Origin of the sequence: Novosphingobium sp. SL115 (assembly GCF_026672515.1) — a bacterium.
In the GTDB taxonomy this organism is placed as follows: Bacteria; Pseudomonadota; Alphaproteobacteria; order Sphingomonadales; family Sphingomonadaceae; genus Novosphingobium.
The window spans coordinates 3,030,452-3,051,555 of record NZ_JAPPRG010000002.1 but is presented as its reverse complement, the minus strand read 5'-3'; the positions used below and the strand labels follow the sequence as shown (position 1 = coordinate 3,051,555).

18 protein-coding genes and 1 tRNA gene are annotated in these 21,104 nt (G+C 60.9%); 12 read left to right on the top strand and 7 right to left on the bottom strand.

The window, feature by feature from the left end:
• Positions 1–153: 153 nt before the first annotated feature.
• From OVA07_RS16305 to OVA07_RS16260, 10 genes are all read left to right on the top strand, one after another.
• Positions 154–1,572 carry a DcaP family trimeric outer membrane transporter gene (locus OVA07_RS16305; protein WP_268172577.1) on the top strand — a complete coding sequence of 473 codons (1,419 nt, stop codon included), beginning with the start codon at positions 154–156 and terminating at the stop codon, positions 1,570–1,572.
• A gap of 12 nt (positions 1,573–1,584) precedes the next feature.
• On the top strand, positions 1,585–3,294 hold the full coding sequence (locus OVA07_RS16300; RefSeq protein WP_268172576.1) for an MFS transporter: 1,710 nt from the start codon (positions 1,585–1,587) through the stop codon (positions 3,292–3,294).
• A gap of 68 nt (positions 3,295–3,362) precedes the next feature.
• Positions 3,363–3,734, top strand: coding sequence for a DOPA 4,5-dioxygenase family protein (locus OVA07_RS16295; protein ID WP_268172575.1), 372 nt, complete (start codon positions 3,363–3,365; stop codon positions 3,732–3,734).
• A 148-nt stretch (positions 3,735–3,882) separates the two neighbouring features.
• A complete protein-coding gene (locus OVA07_RS16290; protein ID WP_268172574.1) occupies positions 3,883–4,605 on the top strand; it encodes a response regulator transcription factor in 723 nt (240 codons plus the stop codon).
• Positions 4,602–5,912: an ATP-binding protein gene (locus tag OVA07_RS16285; protein WP_268172573.1), complete on the top strand. Its 1,311-nt coding sequence runs from the start codon at positions 4,602–4,604 to the stop codon at positions 5,910–5,912. Before OVA07_RS16290 ends, OVA07_RS16285 begins: the two co-directional genes overlap by 4 nt.
• A gap of 123 nt (positions 5,913–6,035) precedes the next feature.
• The gene (locus OVA07_RS16280; protein WP_268172572.1) at positions 6,036–6,731 is read left to right on the top strand and encodes a carbonic anhydrase; all 696 of its coding nucleotides are present in this window, start codon (positions 6,036–6,038) and stop codon (positions 6,729–6,731) included.
• Entirely contained in the window at positions 6,728–8,272 is a 1,545-nt protein-coding gene (locus OVA07_RS16275) for a SulP family inorganic anion transporter (protein WP_442789658.1), read from the top strand. The genes OVA07_RS16280 and OVA07_RS16275 overlap by 4 nt, the downstream gene beginning before the upstream one ends.
• 194 nt (positions 8,273–8,466) lie before the next feature.
• The gene (locus tag OVA07_RS16270; protein ID WP_268172571.1) at positions 8,467–9,303 is read left to right on the top strand and encodes a TorF family putative porin; all 837 of its coding nucleotides are present in this window, start codon (positions 8,467–8,469) and stop codon (positions 9,301–9,303) included.
• Positions 9,304–9,488: 185 nt separating this feature from the next.
• Entirely contained in the window at positions 9,489–10,421 is a 933-nt protein-coding gene (locus OVA07_RS16265) for a division plane positioning ATPase MipZ (RefSeq protein ID WP_268172570.1), read from the top strand.
• Positions 10,387–10,974: a hypothetical protein gene (locus tag OVA07_RS16260; protein ID WP_268172569.1), complete on the top strand. Its 588-nt coding sequence runs from the start codon at positions 10,387–10,389 to the stop codon at positions 10,972–10,974. Before OVA07_RS16265 ends, OVA07_RS16260 begins: the two co-directional genes overlap by 35 nt.
• Before the next feature lie 13 nt (positions 10,975–10,987).
• Here the strand turns inward: OVA07_RS16260 and OVA07_RS16255 are convergent, their stop codons facing one another.
• The 5 genes from OVA07_RS16255 to yghU form a co-directional block, all read right to left on the bottom strand.
• Positions 10,988–13,180, bottom strand: coding sequence for a CHASE2 domain-containing protein (locus OVA07_RS16255; protein WP_268172568.1), 2,193 nt, complete (start codon positions 13,178–13,180; stop codon positions 10,988–10,990).
• Positions 13,181–14,527: a FecR domain-containing protein gene (locus OVA07_RS16250; RefSeq protein WP_268172567.1), complete on the bottom strand. Its 1,347-nt coding sequence runs from the start codon at positions 14,525–14,527 to the stop codon at positions 13,181–13,183.
• Complete coding sequence (locus OVA07_RS16245; RefSeq protein WP_268172566.1) at positions 14,527–15,210, bottom strand: response regulator transcription factor; 684 nt, start codon at positions 15,208–15,210, stop codon at positions 14,527–14,529. The genes OVA07_RS16250 and OVA07_RS16245 overlap by 1 nt, the downstream gene beginning before the upstream one ends.
• 841 nt (positions 15,211–16,051) lie before the next feature.
• Positions 16,052–16,126, bottom strand: a tRNA-Gln gene (locus tag OVA07_RS16240).
• 111 nt (positions 16,127–16,237) lie between these two features.
• Positions 16,238–17,104: a glutathione-dependent disulfide-bond oxidoreductase gene (gene yghU, locus OVA07_RS16235; RefSeq protein WP_268172565.1), complete on the bottom strand. Its 867-nt coding sequence runs from the start codon at positions 17,102–17,104 to the stop codon at positions 16,238–16,240.
• Between the two features lie 93 nt (positions 17,105–17,197).
• On the opposite strand from yghU, the gene OVA07_RS16230 reads away from it, so the two are divergent.
• Positions 17,198–18,211 (top strand): DNA topoisomerase IB, encoded by a 1,014-nt coding sequence (locus OVA07_RS16230; protein WP_268172564.1) that lies wholly within the window; start codon positions 17,198–17,200, stop codon positions 18,209–18,211.
• Between the two features lie 8 nt (positions 18,212–18,219).
• Here the strand turns inward: OVA07_RS16230 and OVA07_RS16225 are convergent, their stop codons facing one another.
• Entirely contained in the window at positions 18,220–18,891 is a 672-nt protein-coding gene (locus OVA07_RS16225; protein WP_268172563.1) for an HAD-IA family hydrolase, read from the bottom strand.
• Between the two features lie 61 nt (positions 18,892–18,952).
• Here OVA07_RS16225 and glmU point away from each other — a divergent pair, with 61 nt between their 5' ends.
• On the top strand, positions 18,953–20,314 hold the full coding sequence (gene glmU, locus OVA07_RS16220) for a bifunctional UDP-N-acetylglucosamine diphosphorylase/glucosamine-1-phosphate N-acetyltransferase GlmU (RefSeq protein WP_268172562.1): 1,362 nt from the start codon (positions 18,953–18,955) through the stop codon (positions 20,312–20,314).
• 4 nt (positions 20,315–20,318) lie between these two features.
• Here the strand turns inward: glmU and OVA07_RS16215 are convergent, their stop codons facing one another.
• Positions 20,319–21,053 (bottom strand): tetratricopeptide repeat protein, encoded by a 735-nt coding sequence (locus tag OVA07_RS16215; protein WP_268172561.1) that lies wholly within the window; start codon positions 21,051–21,053, stop codon positions 20,319–20,321.
• Positions 21,054–21,104 lie beyond the last annotated feature (51 nt).

Genomic DNA, 21,104 nt, shown 5'->3' with positions numbered 1-21,104 from the left:
CTGCTCTTGTCCGCCTTGTTACCGCAAGGATTTGCGGCGGCGCTTCTAGACAATGGTCGTAGATATAAGACCATCCTCTCTCTGGTTGCCAAGCCCGGTGTGCGGAAAACTCGCCGCAGGATGTCTCGAAATGCAGACACCGGGAGAGGGAAAATGTCGAACAACCGATGGCGGTGGCCTGCGCTGTTGCTTGCAGCTACCGCGCTGACTTTACCGGGGGTGGCCCATGCGGCAGCGCCGACGCAGCGAGAAGCCGAACTTGAAGCGCGCTTGATACGGCTTGAAGCCCAGATGGATGCGTTGAAATCGGATCTTGCGCAGGCCAGAGCGGACAAAACCTCGTCCGACAACGCCCAGTCAGCGCAGGCCGTTCAGGTTGCGCGAGCCGCCGAAGCAAAGGCCGATACTGCAGTCGCCAAAGCGGCAGCGCTTGAGTCAAGGCCTCAACCGGATGGCTTCAAGGTGGGGGCTACCACGTTCAAGATGGGTGGTTTCGTCAAGGTCGTTGGCAGTGTCACCCGCTTTGGCAACGGTGAGTTGGCGGGCGGATCGTTGGGCAAGGAGTTCTTCCTGCCGCAGCAAATCCCGGTCGGTGGCGCGGCCAGCACCGATGTCATCGGCCATGCCCGTCAGACCCGGCTGTTCTTTGCCACCAGCACGCCGCTGGCGGGACGCGAACTGAAAAGCCATGTCGAATTCGACTTTGCGCTTGCCGCCGCGCCCCTTGGCGCGCAGCGCGCGACCAATGCCTATACGCCCACGTTCCGGCGCGGCTTCATCAGTTATGGCAATCTGCTGATCGGGCAGGAATGGACTACGTTCCAGAACGCCGGACACTTGCCTGAAACCACTGATTTCGTCGGGCCGATGGATGGCTCTGTCTTCGTGCGGCAAATGATGGTGCAGTATCGTCAGCCTTTGGGCGGTGGACTGGACCTCTATCTGGCGGCTGAAAACCCGCAGTCCGAAACGATCACCTCCACCTCTGCCGCCATGGTCGATAACGATCAGGACCGCATGCCCGATCTGATTGCCAAGCTGGCCTTCAAGGACAAGACAAAGGAACTGCACATCGCAGGCCTGGCTCGTTCGGTTTCGGTGCATAGCGCAGGTGCTGGCGACAGCGCCTTTGGCTGGGCCGCGACGGTTGGTGGCAAGATTCAGTTCGGACCTGATCTCCGCCACGATATCCGCTTTATGGGTGCAGTGGGCCGGGGCGCGGGCCGTTATTTCACGGTCGGTTATGCACCTGATGCCATTTACGATCGCACCATCGCTGACCGGCTCTATCTGGTCGACAATGTGGCGGCATGGGCGTCGGTCAAGCTGGGCTGGACCGCGCAACTGCGTTCAACTTTCATGGTGGGCTACCAGCACGCCGATTATCCCGATAGCATCGCCACCCCCGGCCTTGCCAATGCCGAGGCGTGGAGCGTTGCAGGCAACCTTTTCTGGTCGCCGGTGCGCAATCTCGATTTCGGCATCGAATACCGCCATGCCGTGCGCGAAGTTGCCAGCGGCCTGATCGGCAAGATGGATCGTTTTGAAATGGCCGCAAAATACACATTCTAAGGGAGAGGGCCGATGGCAACTGTTGAAGACGCCTTGCCACAACATCACAAGGCAACCCACAACGAAAAACTGATTATCACCGCGTCGTCGCTTGGCACGGTGTTCGAATGGTATGACTTCTACCTCTACGGTCTGCTCACCGCGATCATTGCGGCCAAGTTCCTTACCGGGCTGAACGAAACCACAGCATTCATCATGGCGCTGCTGGTTTTCGCATCGGGTTTCATCGTGCGTCCGTTCGGCGCGCTGGTGTTCGGTGCCATCGGCGATATCGTTGGGCGGCGTTACACTTTCATCGTCACCCTGCTGGTCATGGGGCTTTCGACCTTCCTCGTCGGCTGCCTGCCCACCTATGAAACTGTCGGCGTCGCTGCACCGATCATGCTGGTGATCCTGCGCATGTTCCAGGGCCTTGCCCTTGGCGGCGAATATGGCGGCGCGGCGACATATGTTGCCGAACACGCCCCCAACGACAAGCGCGGCCTTTACACAAGCTGGATTCAGATTACCGCCACGGCCGGTCTTGCCATGGCCCTGCTGATCGTCATCCTCGTGCGCTCGCCCGTCACCGGTGTTGGCGAAGCCGCGTTCAAGGATTGGGGCTGGCGCATTCCCTACCTGCTGTCGGGCCTGTTCCTGATGATCGGGCTGTGGCTGCGCCTCAAGCTGCATGAATCGCCCGTTTTCCAGAAAATGAAGGACGAAGGCAGTTCATCCAAGCGCCCGCTGGCCGAAGCTTTTGGCGAATGGGGCAATCTCAAGATCGTGCTGATCGCATTTTTCGGCGCTATCGCAGGGCAGGCTGTGGTCTGGTATACGGGCCAGCTCTACGCGATGTATTTCCTTGAAAAGATGCTCAAGGTTGATGGTCTTACCGCCAATACGCTCATCATTATCGCGCTGGCCTGTGCCACGCCGTTCTTCCTGTTCTTTGGGTGGCTGTCGGACAAGATCGGCCGCAAGAAGATCATCCTTGCCGGTTGCGCGCTGGCCTCGCTCAGCATGTTCCCCGCATTCAAGGCGCTGACCGAAGCGGCAAACCCCGCACTGGCTCACGCGCAAGCCAATGCGCCGGTGGCGGTCCATGCCAATCCGGCGGAATGTTCGTCGCAGTTCGATCCGGTCGGCGGCAACAAGTTCGACACCACAAGCTGCGATATCGTGAAGAACGCGCTGGCCAAGGCAGCCGTGAATTACGAAAACGTCGAAGCCCCGGCAGGTACCATCGCGTCGATCAGCGTTGGCGGGAAAACCATCGTCGCGCCTGATCCAGCAAAGCTTTCAGGCGATGAAAAGAAGGCCGCCATTGCCGCCTTTACCGTGCAGGTTGCCGGCAAGGCCGCTGCTGATGGCAAGCCCGCGGTCGTGGGCGAACTCGAAAAGGTCGGCTATCCGCCCAAGGCTGATCCTGACCAGATCAACAAGCCGATGGTCGTGGCGATCCTGTTCTACCTCGTGCTGCTGGTGACGATGGTTTACGGCCCGATCGCGGCCATGCTGGTCGAACTGTTCCCCAGCCGCATCCGCTATACCTCGATGAGCCTGCCCTACCACATCGGCAACGGCTGGCTGGGCGGGCTGCTGCCGGCCATCGGCTTTGCCATGGTTGCGGCCAACGGCGATATCTATCACGGCTTCTGGTATCCGGTGATCGTTGCCGCTGCCACTTGTGTGATCGGTATCTTCGTGCTGCCTGAAACCTACAAGCGTAGCATCGACTGACGGCGGATGGGCGGCTCCGGTTGTGCCTGGGCCGCCTGTTGCCGTTCGCCGGGCGACGTTGACCCGGCTTGAACATCAGCCAGACGTGGGGCAGGGCAGCGGCCATGCCCCACTTCGACAGTTATCACGCTCACGTTTATTTTGACCCGCATCAGGCAGAGCAGGCCTCTGCGCTGTGTGGCGCGATGAAGGACGCGCTGGGCATTGCCATGGGCCGCGTTCATGCAAAGCCGGTCGGCCCGCATCCACGTGGATCATGCCAGATGACGGTGCCCGCCGCACGCATTGGCGAAGCGCTGGAATGGATCATGGCGCATCGCGGTAATTTCACCGTGTTCGCTCACGGAAACAGCGGCGATGATCTGGCCGATCACACTGCTCATGTCATGTGGCTAGGCCCTTCCGAAACGCTCGATCTTTCGCAATTCCGTCGGGATTGAGCCAAATCTGTGATTCAGCAACACTTTGTCATGTCCGCGCCAGCCTGCCGCAAACCAATGCCATCAGTCAGGCTGGGAACCTTGACTTGGCAGTCTTTGCTAACGCGCCTATCGTGCTTGCAGGATGCCGCAACTGACTTGGGATAACATGCAATCACCCTCGATCGTGCTGGTTGAAGACGATGGCCCGCTGCGGACTTTGACCGCCCGTGCATTGCGTGAAAACGGCTATGCCGTGCGCACTGCTGCCACTGGCGCGGAAATGTGGGTCGCGCTGGAAAACGAGCCGGCCGATCTGGTCGTGCTCGACATCATGCTGCCCGGCACCAGTGGCATCGAACTGTTCCGCCGCCTGCGCAAGCAAAGCGAGGTGCCCATCATCTTCGTGTCCGCGCGCGGCAGCGAAGAAGACCGCGTGTTGGGGCTTGAACTGGGCGCGGATGATTATCTGGCCAAACCGTTCAGCACCCGCGAACTGGTTGCCCGCATCGGTGCGGTACTCCGTCGCGGCGGCGGTGGCGGAACCGACAGCGCGGGCGATAACGCCGGACGTAGCGGCGATGTCCGGTTTGATGGGTGGAGTGTTTCGATGGCGCGCCGCGAACTGCATTCGCCCACCGGCGCGATGGTCGATCTGACCGGCGCGGAGTTTGATCTTCTTGCTACCTTCATCAGTCAGCCCCAGCGTGTGCTGGGCCGCGAACGCCTGATCGAACTGTCGCGCACCCGGCTGGGGGATAGCTCTGATCGCAGTGTCGACGTGCTGGTCAGCCGATTGCGCCGCAAGCTTTCGGGCGAAGGTGGCAGCGCACCGATCGTTACCGTGCGGGGTGTGGGCTACATGTTCAAGGCCGAGGTTCAGCGCGCTTGAAGTTCGGCCGCAGGTTTGGACTGCCGGAACGGCTGCTGGCGATCCTTCTGCTGGTCGCCGGGGTGGATTTCGCCGCCAATACCCTGCTGTTCGACCGTGCCAGCCGCTTCGCCCTGCGCGAAGATGATGCCGCGCGCGTTGCCGAACACCTTGTTATTGCCAGCCGCGCCATCGAACGTACGCCGGTTGAAGAGCGCGCCCGTGTTGCCAAAGATCTCAGCACACCGCGCTTTTCGATGCAGTGGCATGCAAAGCGGCCCAAACACGGCGGGTCGGTGGCGCTCACGGCCATGCGCGACCAGATTCTCGATGTGGCTGACGATCTCGACCACGCCGATCTTCAACTGCACCTCAAACCGCTGGGCGCGTCGGGCAATGTCGTTGGCACGATGATGCTGGGGGACCGTTCGACATTGCGGTTCCAGACATATGCCAGCGAAGCGTGGACGTTGAACGCCGGTCGCGTGGCGACGCTGCTTTTGCCGACTTTGGTGCTGGTCGTGCTGGCCTGGGTGCTGTTCAGCGCCACTTTGGCGCCGCTCAGGACACTGGTGCGCGCCAGCCGCAAAGTGGGTGCAGGCCCACCCGAACCCATTGCCGAGGCGGGGACCGGCGAAGTGCGCGAACTGATCGGCGCATTCAACCAGATGCAGCAGCGCATTCACCAGTCGATGGCGGACCGCACCCAATCCATGCTTGCCATCGGCCATGATCTGCGCACCCCTCTGGCGCGCATGCAGTTGCGGCTCGAACACGCGCCCATCGACGATGAAATGCGCCGCGAAATGGATGATGATCTGGGCGAAATGCGGCGGATGCTGGAATCGCTACAGGCCTTTGTGGAAAGCGGCGGATCGCGGCTGGTGGCAGAGCGAGTGGACGTGGCGGTCATGGCCGAAACCCTTGTTGATACCGCTTCTGACCATGGGGGCGATGCGACGTATCACGGTGCGGAAAGCCTTGAAATCATGGTTCGCCCGGTTTCGCTGCGGCGCGCGCTATCCAACCTGATCGAAAACGCGCTGCATTATGCGGGTAATGTCCGTGTCACCGTGCGGCGCGATGGTGATGTGGCTGAAATCGTGGTGGATGATGACGGCCCCGGTATTCCGCCCGACCGCATCGACGATGTTCTTCAGCCCTTTGTGCGGCTGGACGCAGCCCGGTCGCGCGATACGCCGGGCATGGGGCTTGGGCTGGCCATCGTCAGCCGTGCGATCAAGCTGGAAAAAGGCACGCTGGATTTGCGCAACCGTGAAGATGGCGGTCTGCGCGTGACGGTTCGCATTCCCTGCGCGACCACCTGATGGACGGAAACAATTCGTTACAGTCCTGTGCAAAGCAGGAAAAGCGGCTTCCCTAGATAGGATCACACAATCGCGGCAGCCTTGCCGCGATCAACCAATCCGATCAGGAAAAGGGTGGCTCTCGTGAACGAACTTATCGGCCGCGTCTTCAGCTTCGAAAAGACCGTGTTCCCGGACAGCCGTGAGCTGTTTGGCAAGCTTTCCACCGAAGGGCAGTCGCCCAAGGCCCTGATGATCTCGTGCGCCGATTCGCGCATCGTGCCCGAACAGATCATGCAGGCAGAACCTGGTGAACTGTTTGTCTGCCGCAATGCTGGTAACATGGTGCCTTCCTACGCCACGATGAATGGCGGCGTTTCGTCCACCGTGGAATATGCGGTCGTGGCGCTGGGTGTGCGCGATATCATCGTGTGCGGCCATTCCGATTGCGGTGCGATGAAGGCACTGGCAGCTCCCGAAGAACCGAAGGGCATGCCCAACGTGGTCGCATGGCTGCGTCATGGCGCTGCGGCTGAACACGTCGTGTCGAGCTGCTCGCCCCATCTTGACGGTAACGAGCGCGTACGGGCCGTCAGCCTCCAGAACATCATCGCCCAGATCGCGCATCTGCGGACCCATCCGTCGGTTGCTGCCGCTATTGCGCGCGGTGAAATGGCGCTGCACGGCTGGTTCGTGGATATCAGCGCCGGCTTGGTGCTGGGCCTTGATGGCGACACTGGCCAGTTTGTGCCGATGCGCGAAGACCGTGCGCTTCCTGTTGCTCTGCCCGCCGCGCAGCGCGCGGCAACCGAACCCGCATTCGCCGAGGCTGCAGAATGAGCAAACCTGCCATTAGTGCGCAGGCAGAAGCCGAAGGGACTGGTCCCTTCGGCTTTCTGATGCGTGATTTCACCGCGTCGATCGTGGTGTTCCTTGTTGCCATGCCGTTGTGCATGGGCATCGCCATCGCCTCTGGCGTCCCTGCCGAAAAGGGCCTCGTCACCGGGATCATCGGTGGCATTGTCGTTGGTATGCTTGCGGGTTCACCCCTGCAGGTCAGCGGTCCGGCTGCCGGTCTTGCTGTTATCGTGTTCGAATTCGTGCGCGATAATGGCCTTGCCGCGCTTGGCCCGGTGCTGTTGCTGGCAGGCGTTCTCCAGATTGTTGCTGGTGCGGCCAGGCTGGGCGGCGTGTTCCGCGCCATTTCGCCTGCTGTCGTTCACGGCATGCTGGCAGGTATCGGCGCACTGATCGTCATCGGCCAGTTCCACATCCTGTTTGACGCCAAGCCGATGTCGAGCGGGGTCGAGAACCTTGCCATGATGCCCGCCCGCGTGCTGGGCCTGTCCCCGTTCAATCTTCAGTCCACTGAAATGGCATTGATGCTAGGCCTGCTGACCATTGGCACGATGCTGATTTGGGAAAAGGTCAAGCCGTCCAGCCTTTCGCTGCTTCCGGGCGCGTTGCTGGGCGTGCTGGCGGCTACGCTGGTGGCATGGGGTGCCGGGCTGGACGTTGCTCGCATCACCGTGCCTGATTCCATTGCTGCGGCCTTTGCACTTCCTGCTGACGGTTTCCTTTCGCCGCTGACCCAAGGCTCGATGATCGTTTCGGCCATCGCCATTGCCTTTATCGCCAGTGCTGAAACGCTGCTTTCGGCAGCAGCGGTCGACCGTATGCACGATGGCGTTCGCACCGATTACAACAAGGAATTGCGCGCGCAGGGCGTGGGCAACCTGCTGTGCGGCGTGTTCAACGCTTTGCCGATGACCGGCGTGATCGTGCGCAGTTCGGCAAACGTGCAGGCTGGTGCCAAGACCCGCTGGTCTGCCGTCATGCACGGCGTATGGATCCTGGCGTTTGTTGCACTGCTTCCGGGCCTGCTCCGCGAAGTGCCGATGGCGGCGCTGGGTGGCGTGCTGGTGGTCACCGGCTGGAAACTGGTCAGCCTCAAGCATGTCAGCCATCTGTTCCGCGTTCACGGTATTCTGCCGGCGCTGATCTGGACAGCAACTTTCGTGCTGGTGGTAACCACCGACCTGCTCACCGGCGTTCTTGTCGGTATTGCCCTGTCGGCTGTCGAACTGCTTCCGCACGTTCGCAACCTGAAGTTCAAGGTCGGTGAAAATTCGGTTGGCGAATCGACCCGGCTCGAACTGGAAGGTGCCGCTACGTTCATCGGTCTGGCTCGCCTGACCAATGCGCTGGAACAGGTGCCGCCAAGCCGTTCGGTGCATGTGGACCTCGACCGGGTGCATGTGATCGATCACACCACTGCCGAAATGCTGACCGAATGGCTTTCGCGTCGTCGCCTGCGCGGAGATGATGTCAAGGTCACCGGACCTGCGCCCATTCTCAAGTCGCTCGCTTTCGCGGGCTGACCCCCACCGGACCACCCCGTTCCGGTTCCTGTTGCCGGGCAGCCCATCATCCGGCTGCCCGGCATTTTTTTTGCGTTGCACAATCGACCAAGCCGAGTTAATAACCGAACTCCGCTTTGACAGCACTCCACAGAGAAGTTGCTGCACGGCGGACGCAGGTGGAACGTGATAAATCCTATCAGGGAGCGTTCCATATGAAGATCCGTCTGGCCGCAGCCGTGGCACTTGCCGCAGTGGCAACTCCTGCTTTCGCTCAGGACGAAGAAACCGGCCCGATCACCGTTTCCGGCAGCGCAGCACTTGTTTCCGACTACCGTTTCCGCGGCGTGTCGATGTCCGACAAGGAAATGGCTGTGCAGGCTGGCGCCACCATCAGCCACGAAAGCGGCCTTTATGTCGGCACTTGGGGTTCCAATCTTGCTGGCTGGGGTACGTTCCTCGGCTCAAACATGGAACTCGACATCTATGGCGGCTACAAGTTCCCCGTGGGTGATGCCTCGGTCGATGTCGGCCTGACTTGGTACATGTATCCGGGCGGCCTCGACAAGACCGACTTCGCTGAACCCTATATCAAGCTGTCCGCGCCAGTCGGCCCTGCAAGCGTTCTGGTCGGTGCAGCTTATGCGCCGAAGCAGGAAGCGCTTGGTCAGTGGTACAATTCTGGCGCCTCGGCTGTTTCGGGCGTCTATGACAACCCCGGTGCCAAGGCTGACAACCTCTATCTGTGGACCGACGTTTCGGCAGCGATCCCCGATACCGCGCTGACGCTGAAGGCACACCTTGGTTACACCAATGGCGGTAACGAAGGCCTTGGCCCTCAGGGCACGTCGGTTTCGCCGACCGGTGAATACATCGACTGGATGCTTGGCGCAGACTACGCTCTCGGCCCGGTCACGCTTGGCGTCAGCTATGTCGATACCGACCTGAGCGCCGCCGACTTCAACTATCTGACGCCGAACTTCTCGTCGACCAAGGATGGTTCCTCGATCGCTGGTTCGCGCGTGGTTGTCTCGGCGACCGTCGCGTTCTGATCTGATTTCCTCAGCAGGAAGCAACACCCCTCTTCTCCTTTGGGAGGAGAGGGTTTTTGTTTGCAGCTTTACAACTGTTTACACCAATCACGCCGGTTTGACTGCTTCCCCGGCAGTGCTGACATTGCCGATATGTCAGCCTTCAACTACGCCGCCCTGCACAAGGATTTGCAGGGATGGGCGGGATGAGCGCAAGTGCAACGCCAGATAGTGCCGGGTTTCGGCGCAATGTTTTTCTCGATGGTGAACATCCGGATGTAATTGCCGCTGATGTGTTGGGCAGGCCACGGCCGACAGGCCGTATTGTTGCGGTTGCCAATGAAAAGGGCGGCGTCGGTAAATCCACTCTTGCCTTTCACTTGTGCGTCGCGCTGGCCGATGCTGGGCTAAAAGTTGCCGCTATCGATCTTGATCGCCGCCAGCAAACCCTGTCGCAGGCCATGCAAAACCGCGAGGCCAGCGCACGTCGGCTTGAAGCAGAGCTGCCGGCCATGCGGCACATGCTGGTACAGGTGCACAGTGGCGCAATGCTCTGTCAGGAACTGTGCCGCATCGGGCAGCACGCAGATGTGCTGGTGATCGATGTACCGGGCTATGACAGTCCGATTGCCCGCCGGGCGATCGCATTGGCCGATACCTTGCTGACCCCTGTGAATGGCGCGTTTCTGGACCTCACCTTGCTGGGGCGCTTTGATCCGGTATCGCTGGCGCTTGTGGGTGACGGTTGCTTTGCCGTAGCCGTGCGTGAACTGCGGCAGGCGCGTTTGCGACGGGGTGCAAAGGATACAGACTGGCTGGTGGTGCCCAATCGCATCGGACGCAATTCCGGGGCTGACGGTCGCAAGGTCAAGGCTACTCTGGCCGCGCTGGCAGGGCGCGGCGGATTTCGGCTGGGGCGCGACATTGCTGAACGTGCTGCATTTCGCGATCTTTTCTTTCTTGGGCTGACGCATCTTGATATCCGGTGCATATCGCAGCTCGGCCAGGCCAACGCTCAGGCCATCAAGGAAATTCAAACGCTCGTCGCGGATATTTCGCCGGGCGTGCAGGCTTTGGCAACAGAGCCGCAACCGGAGACACCGCTTGACCTATCCCCGTGTCGACATTCCGTGCCTTAAGGCTGAACGCGCGGGCAGGCGGGCGTTGCTTGCGGCGCAACTTGCCCTTGGCATTGCCCTGTCCGGTTGCGCAGGCCCGATTGAAACATATACGGGTCTTGCGGGAAGTGGTCTTGCAGGTGGCGGCAACCTGTCCGCCGTCCCGCTGGTAGTGTCCACTCCACATGAAAAACCCGGTGCGGTCTCGCAGCAGGCGCGTGACGTTGTGGTCGAGGAACTGGTGGCGCAAGGCTATACTGTGGCAGATCGCGGTGGCCCGACGCTTCTGGTCACCATTGCTGAACGGCCTGCCACAACGGCAACGCGCGCGCCGCAGGGCGATGTACTTTCCGGCGACAAGCACGGACGGCTGTTTCAAAGCTGCGCTGACCGCACGCACCGCCTTACACTGGTGCTAGTCGGCGTGGATGGCGAAGTGTCGCGGGCCTCGGCTGAAGAGCGTCATTGCAAGGGCACGCTGGCCCAAAGCCTGAAGCCGTTGGCACACCATGCGGTTGCCACGCTTGCCGGAAAGCAGGCCGCCGGTGTGACTGTGCGGTCAGGCCGCGATTGATCGCTTCTGTGGCCTAATCCAGCGGCGACAGCGGCAGCGAGATGGTAAATTCGGGGCCGTAACCATCGTGCCAGACATATCCTGCCATGCCATCGTGGCGCTGGGCCGTGGTCTGGACAAAGGCCAGCCCAAGCCCCAGACTGGCACCCAAGCTCGCTGTGCCATCACCGCTGCGCCCGGCCGCATAAAGTGCAAAGGGGTTGTTTTCGCGTTCCGGGGGCATGGCAGGGCCGGGGCCGCTGACGCGCAATATCGCCTGCTCGGCTAACACTTCCACACAAAAGGACACGCGAGCGGCTTCCGGGGCGAATTTCACGGCGTTCTCCAGCAGATTGATCGTCGCCCGGACCAACATGCTGCGATCTCCGTCGACCCAGATTTCTCCCTCTGCCGATTGATCGTCGAAGGTAATGCGGCGCGCAACGGCGCGGGGCCACACCACGTCTGCGGCTTCACGGGCCACGTCGCACAGGTCCACCGGCTCCATGTCTATCGTCCGCCGCCGCGCGCGTGCAAGCTGGACGAAATCATCGGCCAGCATCAGCCCGTGCCTTGCAAGTGACTGGATCTGCCGCACGGTATCATCTGCCAATATCAAAGGTTCGGCGGTCGATGATGTGCGCGAACGGGCCATCTGGCGACTTTCCAGCATGGCCACGATGGCCGCGTTGGGAGAACGAATATCGTGCGAAAGGAATTGAAGCGCCTCGTCCCGTTCGTCGGCCGCGCGTTGCAGTTCTGTGATGTCGGGGAACGACACAATGCCAAAGCCATCGCCAAGGTCTGATCGAGCAATCATATATGACCGTCCCGCCGTATCGCGCATGATCGGGTGGTCGCCGCCGGTATGGCTGGACAGCCGGGCACACAGCGCATCAATCGGCAGTCCGGTCACATCGTCGCCGAACAGTCGCTGGGCGGCGCGATTGCCCAGCGTGACCTGTCCTTCGCTGCCCGTCACGCAGATTGCATCGGGAAAATGTTCTACCACTCCGCTGATGAATGCGCGCAGGCCCTGCAACTGTGCGATAACGTCGTCCAGCCGACGGGCTTCGCTGGCGATGGCATCCCCTCCCTGGCCGGTGTGCGGCGCGGGAAAGCGGATGCCCGGTTCCGCCGACAGTGCGGTGGTGCGCGTTGCGATAAACCGGCTCATCACTGTAAGTCGTCGCCATCCCCACAGCACATGCACCAGCAGAATGGTGGCAATTGCCGTCGACGGGGCAAACCATGAGTGGAAAAATGTCAGTAATATCAGGCTTTTCGCAAGCACTGCGATAACCAATGTCAGTGCCAGCATCGCATTTGCCGCAGGCGGCAGGCGCAGGAAACCTACCAGTAGCAGCGCCAGCGGAAGCAGCGCAAATGCAGTCGCGGCAAGCGGGGAAGGGGTGGAAATGGCCACGCCAGCCAGTTGCGTGTTCAAAATGTTGGCCTGAATTTCCACGCCGGGCATTAATCCGCCCGCCGTTGCAGGAACGGCATGAACATCGCCGATGCCAGGCGCAGTTGCCCCCACCAGCAGCAACTTGTCCCGGATCAGCGCGGGTGGCACCTCGCCCGCGGCAAGGCTGGCGAACGATATTTTCCGAAACGCGCCCAATCCGGCAAAATTGATAAGGAAGGGACCGGCGGCCGTAATCTGCGGGGCGGCCTGTTGCAGGATCAGCGATGACCAGCGCGGTGCCAGCGGGCCTTGCGTTTCCGGCTCTTCGCTGCGGCGGATCAGTCCGTCAGAGTCGGGGGCCAGTTCGACAATGCCGATGGCGGTCGCTGCTTGCGCAATCGGTGCGATCGGGCGCTGCAATCCGGTTGGTCGTCCCAGACTGTCGCGGTCCACCAGAGCAGGAAGTATCACCGGGCTGGCGGCGCGCATGGCTGCGGCCAGCGCCACATCGTCTGCCGACGGTTCCAGAAAGAGCACGTCATATCCGGTGGCTGCGGGGCTATATCGCGCCAAAGCCTGCAACAATCTGGTGTGCATTTCGCGCGGCCATGGCCAACGGCCCAGCTGTTGCAGGCTGGCGTCGTCGATCTCGACAATCAGAATGCGCTCATCTGCCTGTGGCGCGCCCAGCGGCGCAGCGGCATCAAGAATGCGGTTGTCGATTGCCGCCAGCCAAGCGCCGCTGGTGGCAAACCATGCCATCAGGCAGGCGGCCATGCCGACCAGTGCCCATTCAGCGAAAAGCCGCTGCCGGACCAATCACTGCTCCGGCGCGGAAACGGTGAATTTTTCGAACGGCAACCAGTTCTCGGTCACTTCGTCACCAGATTGCTGACGCACGCCCACGCGCCAGAAATAGACGCCCGGATCCAGCCGCTGCAACGCGATACCCTGTTCGGCAAGAGCGGCTTCATCCACCAGCGGCACGCTGTCCTTGTCATTGCGCATGATCTGGAAGTGATAAAGTCGACGTCCTTCGCCATCGCCGCCCCAGTTGAAGCGCATGGTGTCGGCATCCATCGCGGCGGAAGCGGAAAGCCCGGTCAGCACCCGGCGCATCGCGAAGGTCTGTGACAGGCCTTCAAGGCTCGACGCAGCCACTGCGCTGACCCTGACAAACAGGCTGCCATTGGGAATGTTGTCAAAGGCAAAAAGAGTTGTTGCGGCGCGCTGATCCGCAATCACATCGGTAAAGCTGGCGTCGGTGGCAATTGACACGCGATATTCGCGTGCCTGCGGCATAGCTGCCAGTTCCAGCCGCACTTGCGGATCAACCTGCACTTTGCCCGGCGCGATCAGATCGGGCGCGGCCAGCAGGGCTTCCTTGTCCAGCCGACCATCCGGACTGACGCGCGCACCATAGCCGGTGGTCAGGTCTTCGGCGGCGGCACCGGCGCTGCCAGCGGCGACTTTACCTTCCAGAACTTCGGTCAGGGATGCGTCATCGGGATAGCCCACACGGAACTGCGTGCCGCGCACGGCGGTAATGGCACGGGGGGTGCGGATGCGGAAGCGGCTGTTGGGATTTGGCCCCAGTGGCGCGGCGCGGGTTTCCACCTTGCCGGCTTCCACTACCAGATCGTAATCGACGCTGCCGGTCAGAATGATGCGGCGCAAATGATCGATCCGCAGCCGTGTCCGGGTGGGCAACGATGTTTTCGATCCATTGGGCAGGGTCAGCGTTACAAACCCGTCCTCGCCTGTTTCCACTATACTGCCCTGCGGCAAATTCATGCCGATTGCAGGTGCCAATGCGCGTGCGCCAGTGGTCATGCGCACTGTGCCGCGCAAGGCGCTGACTTGCGCGGTCAGCGGCTCGGTCTTCAGCAACCGTGTGGGAATGCGCAGCACTGTGCCAACCGGAATGATGCGTGCATCAGCCACCCGGTTCAACTTCTGCACCACGCGATAATCTGCCGGGCGGATCAGGAATGCCTTACCGATCCCGAACAGATGTTCGCCCCGCCTGATGGTGTAAAGGATGTCATCCCCGGATGATGCGCCGGCACGCGCAGCGGCATCGGCCGATGCCGCCAGACTTGCCAATGTGGGAAGCGGCGTCAGAAAAAGGGCCAGCGCCCATGTCCGCAACCCGAAACTGCCCATCAACAAGACTCCAGCCGATAACCGTAATTGAATACCGTTTGCAGGCGATAGCCGTTGTCCGAGCGCAGTTGAAGCTTTGATCGGATGCGCGACACATGCATGTCCAGCGTGCGAGTGGTCAGTTCTGCGACCGATTTCCAGATCGATTCCATCAGATACCGGCGCGACAGTGGTTTATGCAGATTGCTGAAGAACATATGCGCCAGTGCAAATTCCTTTGCCGTCAGCGCGATGGGTTCGTTGTGAAGGCTGACACTTTCGGTCTGTCGGTCAAACACATAGGGGCCGAAATTGTCGAACCTGTCCGTCGCCGGACGAGCGCGGACGCGGCGCAGCACGGCAGCAACCCGTGCCGAAATCACCACAGGTGATTCAGGTTTCACGATGAAATCATCTGCTCCGGCCAGCAGGGCCATGGCCACATCGTCCTTGTCCGACCGACTGGTCAGCATGATGACTGGCGGGCAAGGATCAATATGACGCTGCGCCCATTCCAGAATTTCCAGCCCGTTCATGTCAGGCACGTTCCAGTCCAGCACCAGCAGATCAAAAGTTTCGCGGCCCAGCACGCTGATAAGGTCGCGCCCACGGCGGAACGTGTCGCAATGAAATTCGTCGGCTTTGAGCACGCCTGATACGAATTCGAGCATCGCCTCTTCGTCATCTACGATCCCGATTCTCATCAGATGCTCCTGGCCGACCTGTCGGTTGAAAATCGCAGATCATTTCGCGATCTGCTGAAGATGCTGCGTATTGCGGGATTTCCCTAGAGCAGAACGCGAGCCGGGTAACCGGCATAAGGCGGCGTTTACATCTCTTTACAACCATTTGCGCCGTGTTTCGACTAAGGATGTGCCCGCTTGGTCGGGACGGGGGTCGGACGGTCATATTATGCAATGGAATACGCAAAACTACGTGGGCGCATGGGAAATGCACCGGGAACTGTCTCTTGCCGGAATGGTTTTGCAAAAATGATGACGGGTTCGAAAGAAATTGAGCGTCGTTTACCTCAGTCGAGGTCTTCGATTTTCAGGGGTATCGTGATCGGTTTCGCCGGAGCAATCGTGCTGTGGGTCGCGATATATTACTGCTTGAGCGAATTTTTCAATTTGAACTAGCAGGTATTGACGTTTCGGACTGGGTGTTGGGTGCTACATTTTTGCTGTCGGGGTCTTGCGCACAGCCAGAGCCGCCAGCCCGCATCTATTTGCTCGCCCACGTCGATCCTGCCGGACAAGAGATACCCGGTCGGCATCCGAGGTTCGGCCTGCCGGGATTAAAAGCCCTCGGGTCGAGAATGGCCGGGACACCCGACCCCATCTGGGTGTTCCGGCCATTCAAACTTTACATCACATCATATCGCGCTGACGAAATGGCCCTGCCCGGAAATGCCGAGCAGGGCCATGCGTGTTGAAACATGGCCCACGCCCGCACAACCTGTTCACAAATAAATGAATTTTTGGCCGAACCGATGTGTGCGACACAGTTTGAACCTGCGCCATCTGCCACCGCGAGTGGCGTGGCTGGCTGGGGCGGCAGGATTCGAACCTGCGAATGCCGGTACCAAAAACCGGTGCCTTACCACTTGGCGACGCCCCATCAGGAGCGGCGCTTATAGCGTGGGAATTGCGGATGAAAAGGGGTGACCTGAACAACACCTAAAGCGACATGAATGTCCTTCAACTGCCGCAAGGCCACCCCGCGCGTGCGTCAGAAGCCCTTTACGATACCCTGAAGCGCTTCGGGCGGCAGCGCGTCGAAATCGCTGGCGTCGTGGCGTTCGGAAATGCCCTTGCTGGAATTTACCAACCGGCCGCGCAGCACACCCGGACGCGAATCGATTTCGCCCACCCAGCGGCCGACGTGTTCATATTCGTGCATCGACAGAAACGTCGCTGCCTCGCCATAGGCTTCGCCGCGATAGAGGTTGCCGAACCAGGTGTAGGTGGCGATGTCCGCGATGGTGTAATCATCGCCGGCAAGGAAGCGCGTCTTGGCAAGCTGGCGGTTGGCCACGTCGAACAGGCGCTTGGTTTCCATGGCATAGCGGTCGATCGCATATTCGATCTTGAACGGGGCGTAGTTGTAGAAGTGCCCGAAGCCGCCGCCGATGAACGGCGCGCTGCCAACCTGCCAGAACAACCACGACAGGCATTCCGCCCGCGCCGCGCCCGATGTGGGCAGGAGCACACCGAACTTTTCGGCCAAGTGCATCAGGATGGCGCCCGATTCGAACACGCGGAATGGTTCGTCGCCCGACCTGTCGACCATGGCGGGGATTTTCGAATTGGGGTTGATGTCGACGAACCCGCTGGTGAACTGGTCACCTTCGAAAATCTTGATGAGCCATGCGTCGTATTCGGCATCGGAAAAGCCAAGCTGGAGCAGCTCTTCCAGCATGATCGTGGCCTTCTGGCCATTGGGCGTGCCCAGCGAATAGATTTGGAAGGGATGTTTGCCCACCGGCAGTTCGCGTTCGCTGGTCGGCCCGGCGATGGGGCGGTTCACGCTGGCGAAGGCACCCCCATTGGCCTTGTCCCACTGCCATACCTTGGGGGGAACGTATTCTTGCGACATGGGATGCTCCTTCACGAACAATTGTTAGTGTTGCATACTATATTGGAGCGCCCGTCGCGGAACCGCAAGGGGGGCTGGCTCGTTCGCCGCACCATGGATAGCAAACCCGTCCAATTGGTCCACGTTGACGATAGCCTGCCCGGCGTGACCCGGCGGCGATATGGCAAAGGCTGGGCCTATTTCGATGCGGCAGGCGTGCGTATTGCGGACCGCGACGAGATTACCCGGTTGAACGCCATCGCCCTGCCGCCGGCCTATGTCGACGCATGGTTCTGCCCGGCACCCAATGGCCATATTCTGGCCACCGGGATCGATGCGAAGGGGCGCAAGCAATATCGCTATCACCCCGATTTTCGGGCCGCGCGTGAAGGCGAGAAGTTTGACCGTTGCGCGGCCTTTGGCCGATTGCTGCCATTGGCCCGTGCGCGGGTGGAGGATGAACTGGCCCGGCGCGCATTGAGCCGGGAGCGTTGCATTGCCAGCGTGGTGCGGCTGCTGGACACCGGCGGTATTCGCGTGGGCAACGAAGCCTATGCCCGCAGCAACAACAGCTTTGGCGCGACCACGCTGCGGATGCGCCATGTTGCGGTCAAAGGGCAGGTGCTGCGCCTGCGGTTTCGTGCAAAATCGGGCAAGCAGCGCGAAATGCGGATGACCGACCGCAGCCTGGTGCGGTTTGTCCGCAAGATGCAGGATCTGCCCGGCCAGCACCTGTTCCAGTATCTGAACGACGATGGCCAAGCCTGCCCAGTGGGATCGGCGGACGTGAACCAGTGGCTGTGCGAAGTGATGGGCGAACACTTTACCGCCAAGCATTTTCGCACATGGCACGCGAGCGTCATGGCGCTGCAGTTTCTGGCCGAGGGCGAGGGCCGGATGCCGTTGAAGGAATTGCTGGTCGATGTGGCCGAGCGACTGGGCAATACGCCCGCGATTGCCCGCAAAAGCTATGTCCATCCCGCTGTCATGGCGCTGGTGGAACAGCAGGAGGAATGGCGCAAGGCGCTGCGCCTGCCGCGCGCGAAGCGGTGGCTATCGCGCTATGAGCGGGCGTTGATCGAATTGCTGCAGGAAGGACCGGCGGCGGCGGAATTGCTGGCGGGGTAGTGGGGCAGTCAGCCCAAACGTTCCAGCGTGGGCACCAGGTCGTCGAAGTGGTCGATTACCGCATCCGCGCCCAGATCGTCCGCCGGAAGATCGTTGAAACCAAAGCGGACGGCGACCACCGGCATTGCGGCGGCCTTGGCCGCGCCTACGTCGAACGTGGTGTCGCCTACGAAAGCCGCGCGGGTGCCGCCGCAGCGGCGGACCATTTCGTGCAGCATGTCAGGGCGAGGCTTGGCGGTGCCGGGGCCAAGCGTGTCGCCGCCGATGATGCAGGCAAAGCGGTGGGCGATGCCCAGTTCTTCGAACAGGCGGACAGCGAGGCTTTCCTTCTTGTTCGTCGCCACGGCCAGTTTCACGCCGTGCGCGTCCAGCGCATCGAGCATGGCTTCGCCACCGGGGAAGAACGCGGTGTGGTGGGCGATATTCTGCGCATAGAACGCCACCAGTTCAGCCTGCAATCCGTCGAACGCGGCTTCATCCACGCCGCCGGATTCGGTAAGGGCGGAGCGCAGCATTTGCGCCGCGCCGCCGCCGATATGGCGCGCCACGTCATCCAGTAGCACCGGGGGGCGATTTGCCAGCGACAGTGCGTGGTTCAAGGCCACGCACAGATCGCCGGAGGTATCCAGCAGGGTGCCATCTAGATCGAATCCGACCACATCGTAAGGAAAATTTGCCATCGTGGCGGCAACTGCCTGCGCGTTCTGGAAAGCGCAAGATTTGTCTGGCAAGGATGCTGGCATGACTGAAAACACTTCGCTCGCCATCATCGTTCTCGCCGCCGGAAAAGGCACCCGCATGAAGAGCGACCTGCATAAGGTGCTCCACCCCATCGCCGGGCGTCCCATGCTGATGCACCTGATGGCGAGCGCGGCGGAACTGACCCCGGCGCGACAGGTGGTGGTGGCAGGCCACGGGCGCGACCAGTTGGAAAAGGCGCTGGGCGATGCAGCCACGATTGCGGTGCAAGACCCGCAGTTGGGCACGGCCCATGCGGTTCAACAGGCGGAAGCAGCGCTGGCGGGTTTCGATGGCGATGTGTTGATCCTGTATGGCGATGTGCCATTTGTTCGGGCCAGCACCATGCAGGCGATGATCGCGCGGCTGCACGAAGCGGACAATCCCGCCGCCGTGGTGCTGGGCTTTGCGCCCGAAGACATGCTGCAATATGGCCGGGTGATTGCCGAAGCGGGCCGCATCGTGAAGATGGTGGAATTCAAGGACGCCACCGATGATGAACGCGCCTGCCGCGTGTGCAATTCCGGGCTGATGGCGGTGCGCAGCGCCGATCTGTTCGGCCTGCTGGCGCGGGTGGGCAATGATAATGCGCAAGGCGAATATTACCTGCCCGATGTGGTGAACATTGCCATTGCCGATGGCCGCACATGCGCGGTGGTGGTGACCGACGATGCCGATGAAGTGGCGGGCATCAACAGCCGCGCCGAACTGGCCCAGGCCGAAGGCCGCTGGCAGCAGCGCCGCCGCGCGCAGGCCATGGCCGATGGCGCAACGCTGATCGCGCCGGAAACCGTGTGGTTTGCATGGGATACCGTGCTGGGCCGTGACGTGCTGGTGGAACCCAACGTGTTCTTTGGCCCCGGTGTGACCGTGGCCGACCACGTGACGATCCACGCCTTCAGCCATCTGGAAGGCGCGACTCTGGCCGATGGCGTGCAGATTGGCCCCTATGCCCGCCTGCGCCCCGGCGCGCGGCTGGAAGAAAAGGTCAAGATCGGCAACTTTGTGGAAGTGAAGAACGCCGTGATGCACAAGGGCGCCAAGGCCAACCACCTGACCTATCTGGGCGATGCAGACGTGGGGGCGGGCGCGAACATTGGCGCGGGCACCATCACCTGCAATTACGACGGATATTTCAAGCACAAGACCGTGATCGGCGAACGCGCCTTCATCGGATCGAACAGCGCCCTGATTGCGCCGGTAAAGATCGGCGCGGACGCGATTGTTGCGGCAGGCAGCGCAGTGTCACGCGATGTTGGCGATGGCGAACTGCGCATGGTGCGCGCAGAACAACTGGTGAAGCCGGGCTGGGCGGACCGGTTCCATGATGCGATGAAGAAGAAGAAGGCGGAGAAGCGGGGCTGAGCGATCAGCCTTTCTGTTTTTTCTTCAAATCCGCGATATATTGAAGTTCAGATTTTGCGCCTGCGTTGTCGGGCAGAAGTTTGAGTGACTTGCGCAGATTTTTCTCAGCCTTGTCGAGCTGGCCCATTTCTATTTCGTTGAAGGCCATGCCGCGCAGTGCGCGTGCCTGGTTGAACTTTTTCATGCCCTTGTCGGTGCTAAATTCGCCAAGACCAAATGCTTCTTGGAAAAGCTCGTGCGACTTTTCCCATTGCTTCATGGCTTTGTGCCACTCGGCATATTCGTTCAGGTAGTGGGCGTTAAACGGGGCGGCTTCGTGCGCGCGGCGCAGGAAGGCTTCGGCCTCGTCCATTCGCTTAAGATCGATCAGTGCAAAGCCCTTTAGGAACAGCGCGGCGCAGAAATCCGGGCCTACGATCGATGCGGCGCGTCGTTCCTTTTCAGGAACTTTTTCCATGGCGGCAGTCTGCATTGCGGACAGAAAGATTGCCCCTGTCAGGTCGTCAGCACATTGGACTGTCTGGTCCTTCTGCATATCTTCAAGCGTAGCGATCACCGGATCGACCAGAGGAATGACCGCTTCTGGATTGCCAGCCTTGAGTGCATTTACGGCATTGTCGGTGGCGGCGCGCGCGGCTTCCTCGGTTATTGGTTCGGCACGGGCAAGACTGATAGATGCAAATGAGGCCGCTATTGCTGCGATAAAAGCTGCGCCGCGCATCATCTTTTCCCCGTTCATCAATCGTCAATTGCCCGCCCGCATATGTCCGTGACCATCTTTGCGGTGTCA

Bases quoted from the DNA above. Each gene is read 5' to 3' on its own strand.
- OVA07_RS16250 (WP_268172567.1), bottom strand. From the start codon at position 14,527: ATGGGCAGTTTCGGGTTGCGGACATGGGCGCTGGCCCTTTTTCTGACG.
- OVA07_RS16300 (WP_268172576.1), top strand. From the start codon at position 1,585: ATGGCAACTGTTGAAGACGCCTTGCCACAACATCACAAGGCAACCCAC.
- OVA07_RS16305 (WP_268172577.1), top strand. From the start codon at position 154: ATGTCGAACAACCGATGGCGGTGGCCTGCGCTGTTGCTTGCAGCTACC.
- OVA07_RS16275 (WP_442789658.1), top strand. From the start codon at position 6,728: ATGAGCAAACCTGCCATTAGTGCGCAGGCAGAAGCCGAAGGGACTGGT.
- OVA07_RS16245 (WP_268172566.1), bottom strand. From the start codon at position 15,210: ATGAGAATCGGGATCGTAGATGACGAAGAGGCGATGCTCGAATTCGTA.
- OVA07_RS16265 (WP_268172570.1), top strand. From the start codon at position 9,489: ATGAGCGCAAGTGCAACGCCAGATAGTGCCGGGTTTCGGCGCAATGTT.
- yghU (WP_268172565.1), bottom strand. From the start codon at position 17,104: ATGTCGCAAGAATACGTTCCCCCCAAGGTATGGCAGTGGGACAAGGCC.
- OVA07_RS16225 (WP_268172563.1), bottom strand. From the start codon at position 18,891: ATGGCAAATTTTCCTTACGATGTGGTCGGATTCGATCTAGATGGCACC.
- OVA07_RS16270 (WP_268172571.1), top strand. From the start codon at position 8,467: ATGAAGATCCGTCTGGCCGCAGCCGTGGCACTTGCCGCAGTGGCAACT.
- OVA07_RS16215 (WP_268172561.1), bottom strand. From the start codon at position 21,053: ATGAACGGGGAAAAGATGATGCGCGGCGCAGCTTTTATCGCAGCAATA.
- OVA07_RS16290 (WP_268172574.1), top strand. From the start codon at position 3,883: ATGCAATCACCCTCGATCGTGCTGGTTGAAGACGATGGCCCGCTGCGG.
- OVA07_RS16230 (WP_268172564.1), top strand. From the start codon at position 17,198: ATGGATAGCAAACCCGTCCAATTGGTCCACGTTGACGATAGCCTGCCC.
- glmU (WP_268172562.1), top strand. From the start codon at position 18,953: ATGACTGAAAACACTTCGCTCGCCATCATCGTTCTCGCCGCCGGAAAA.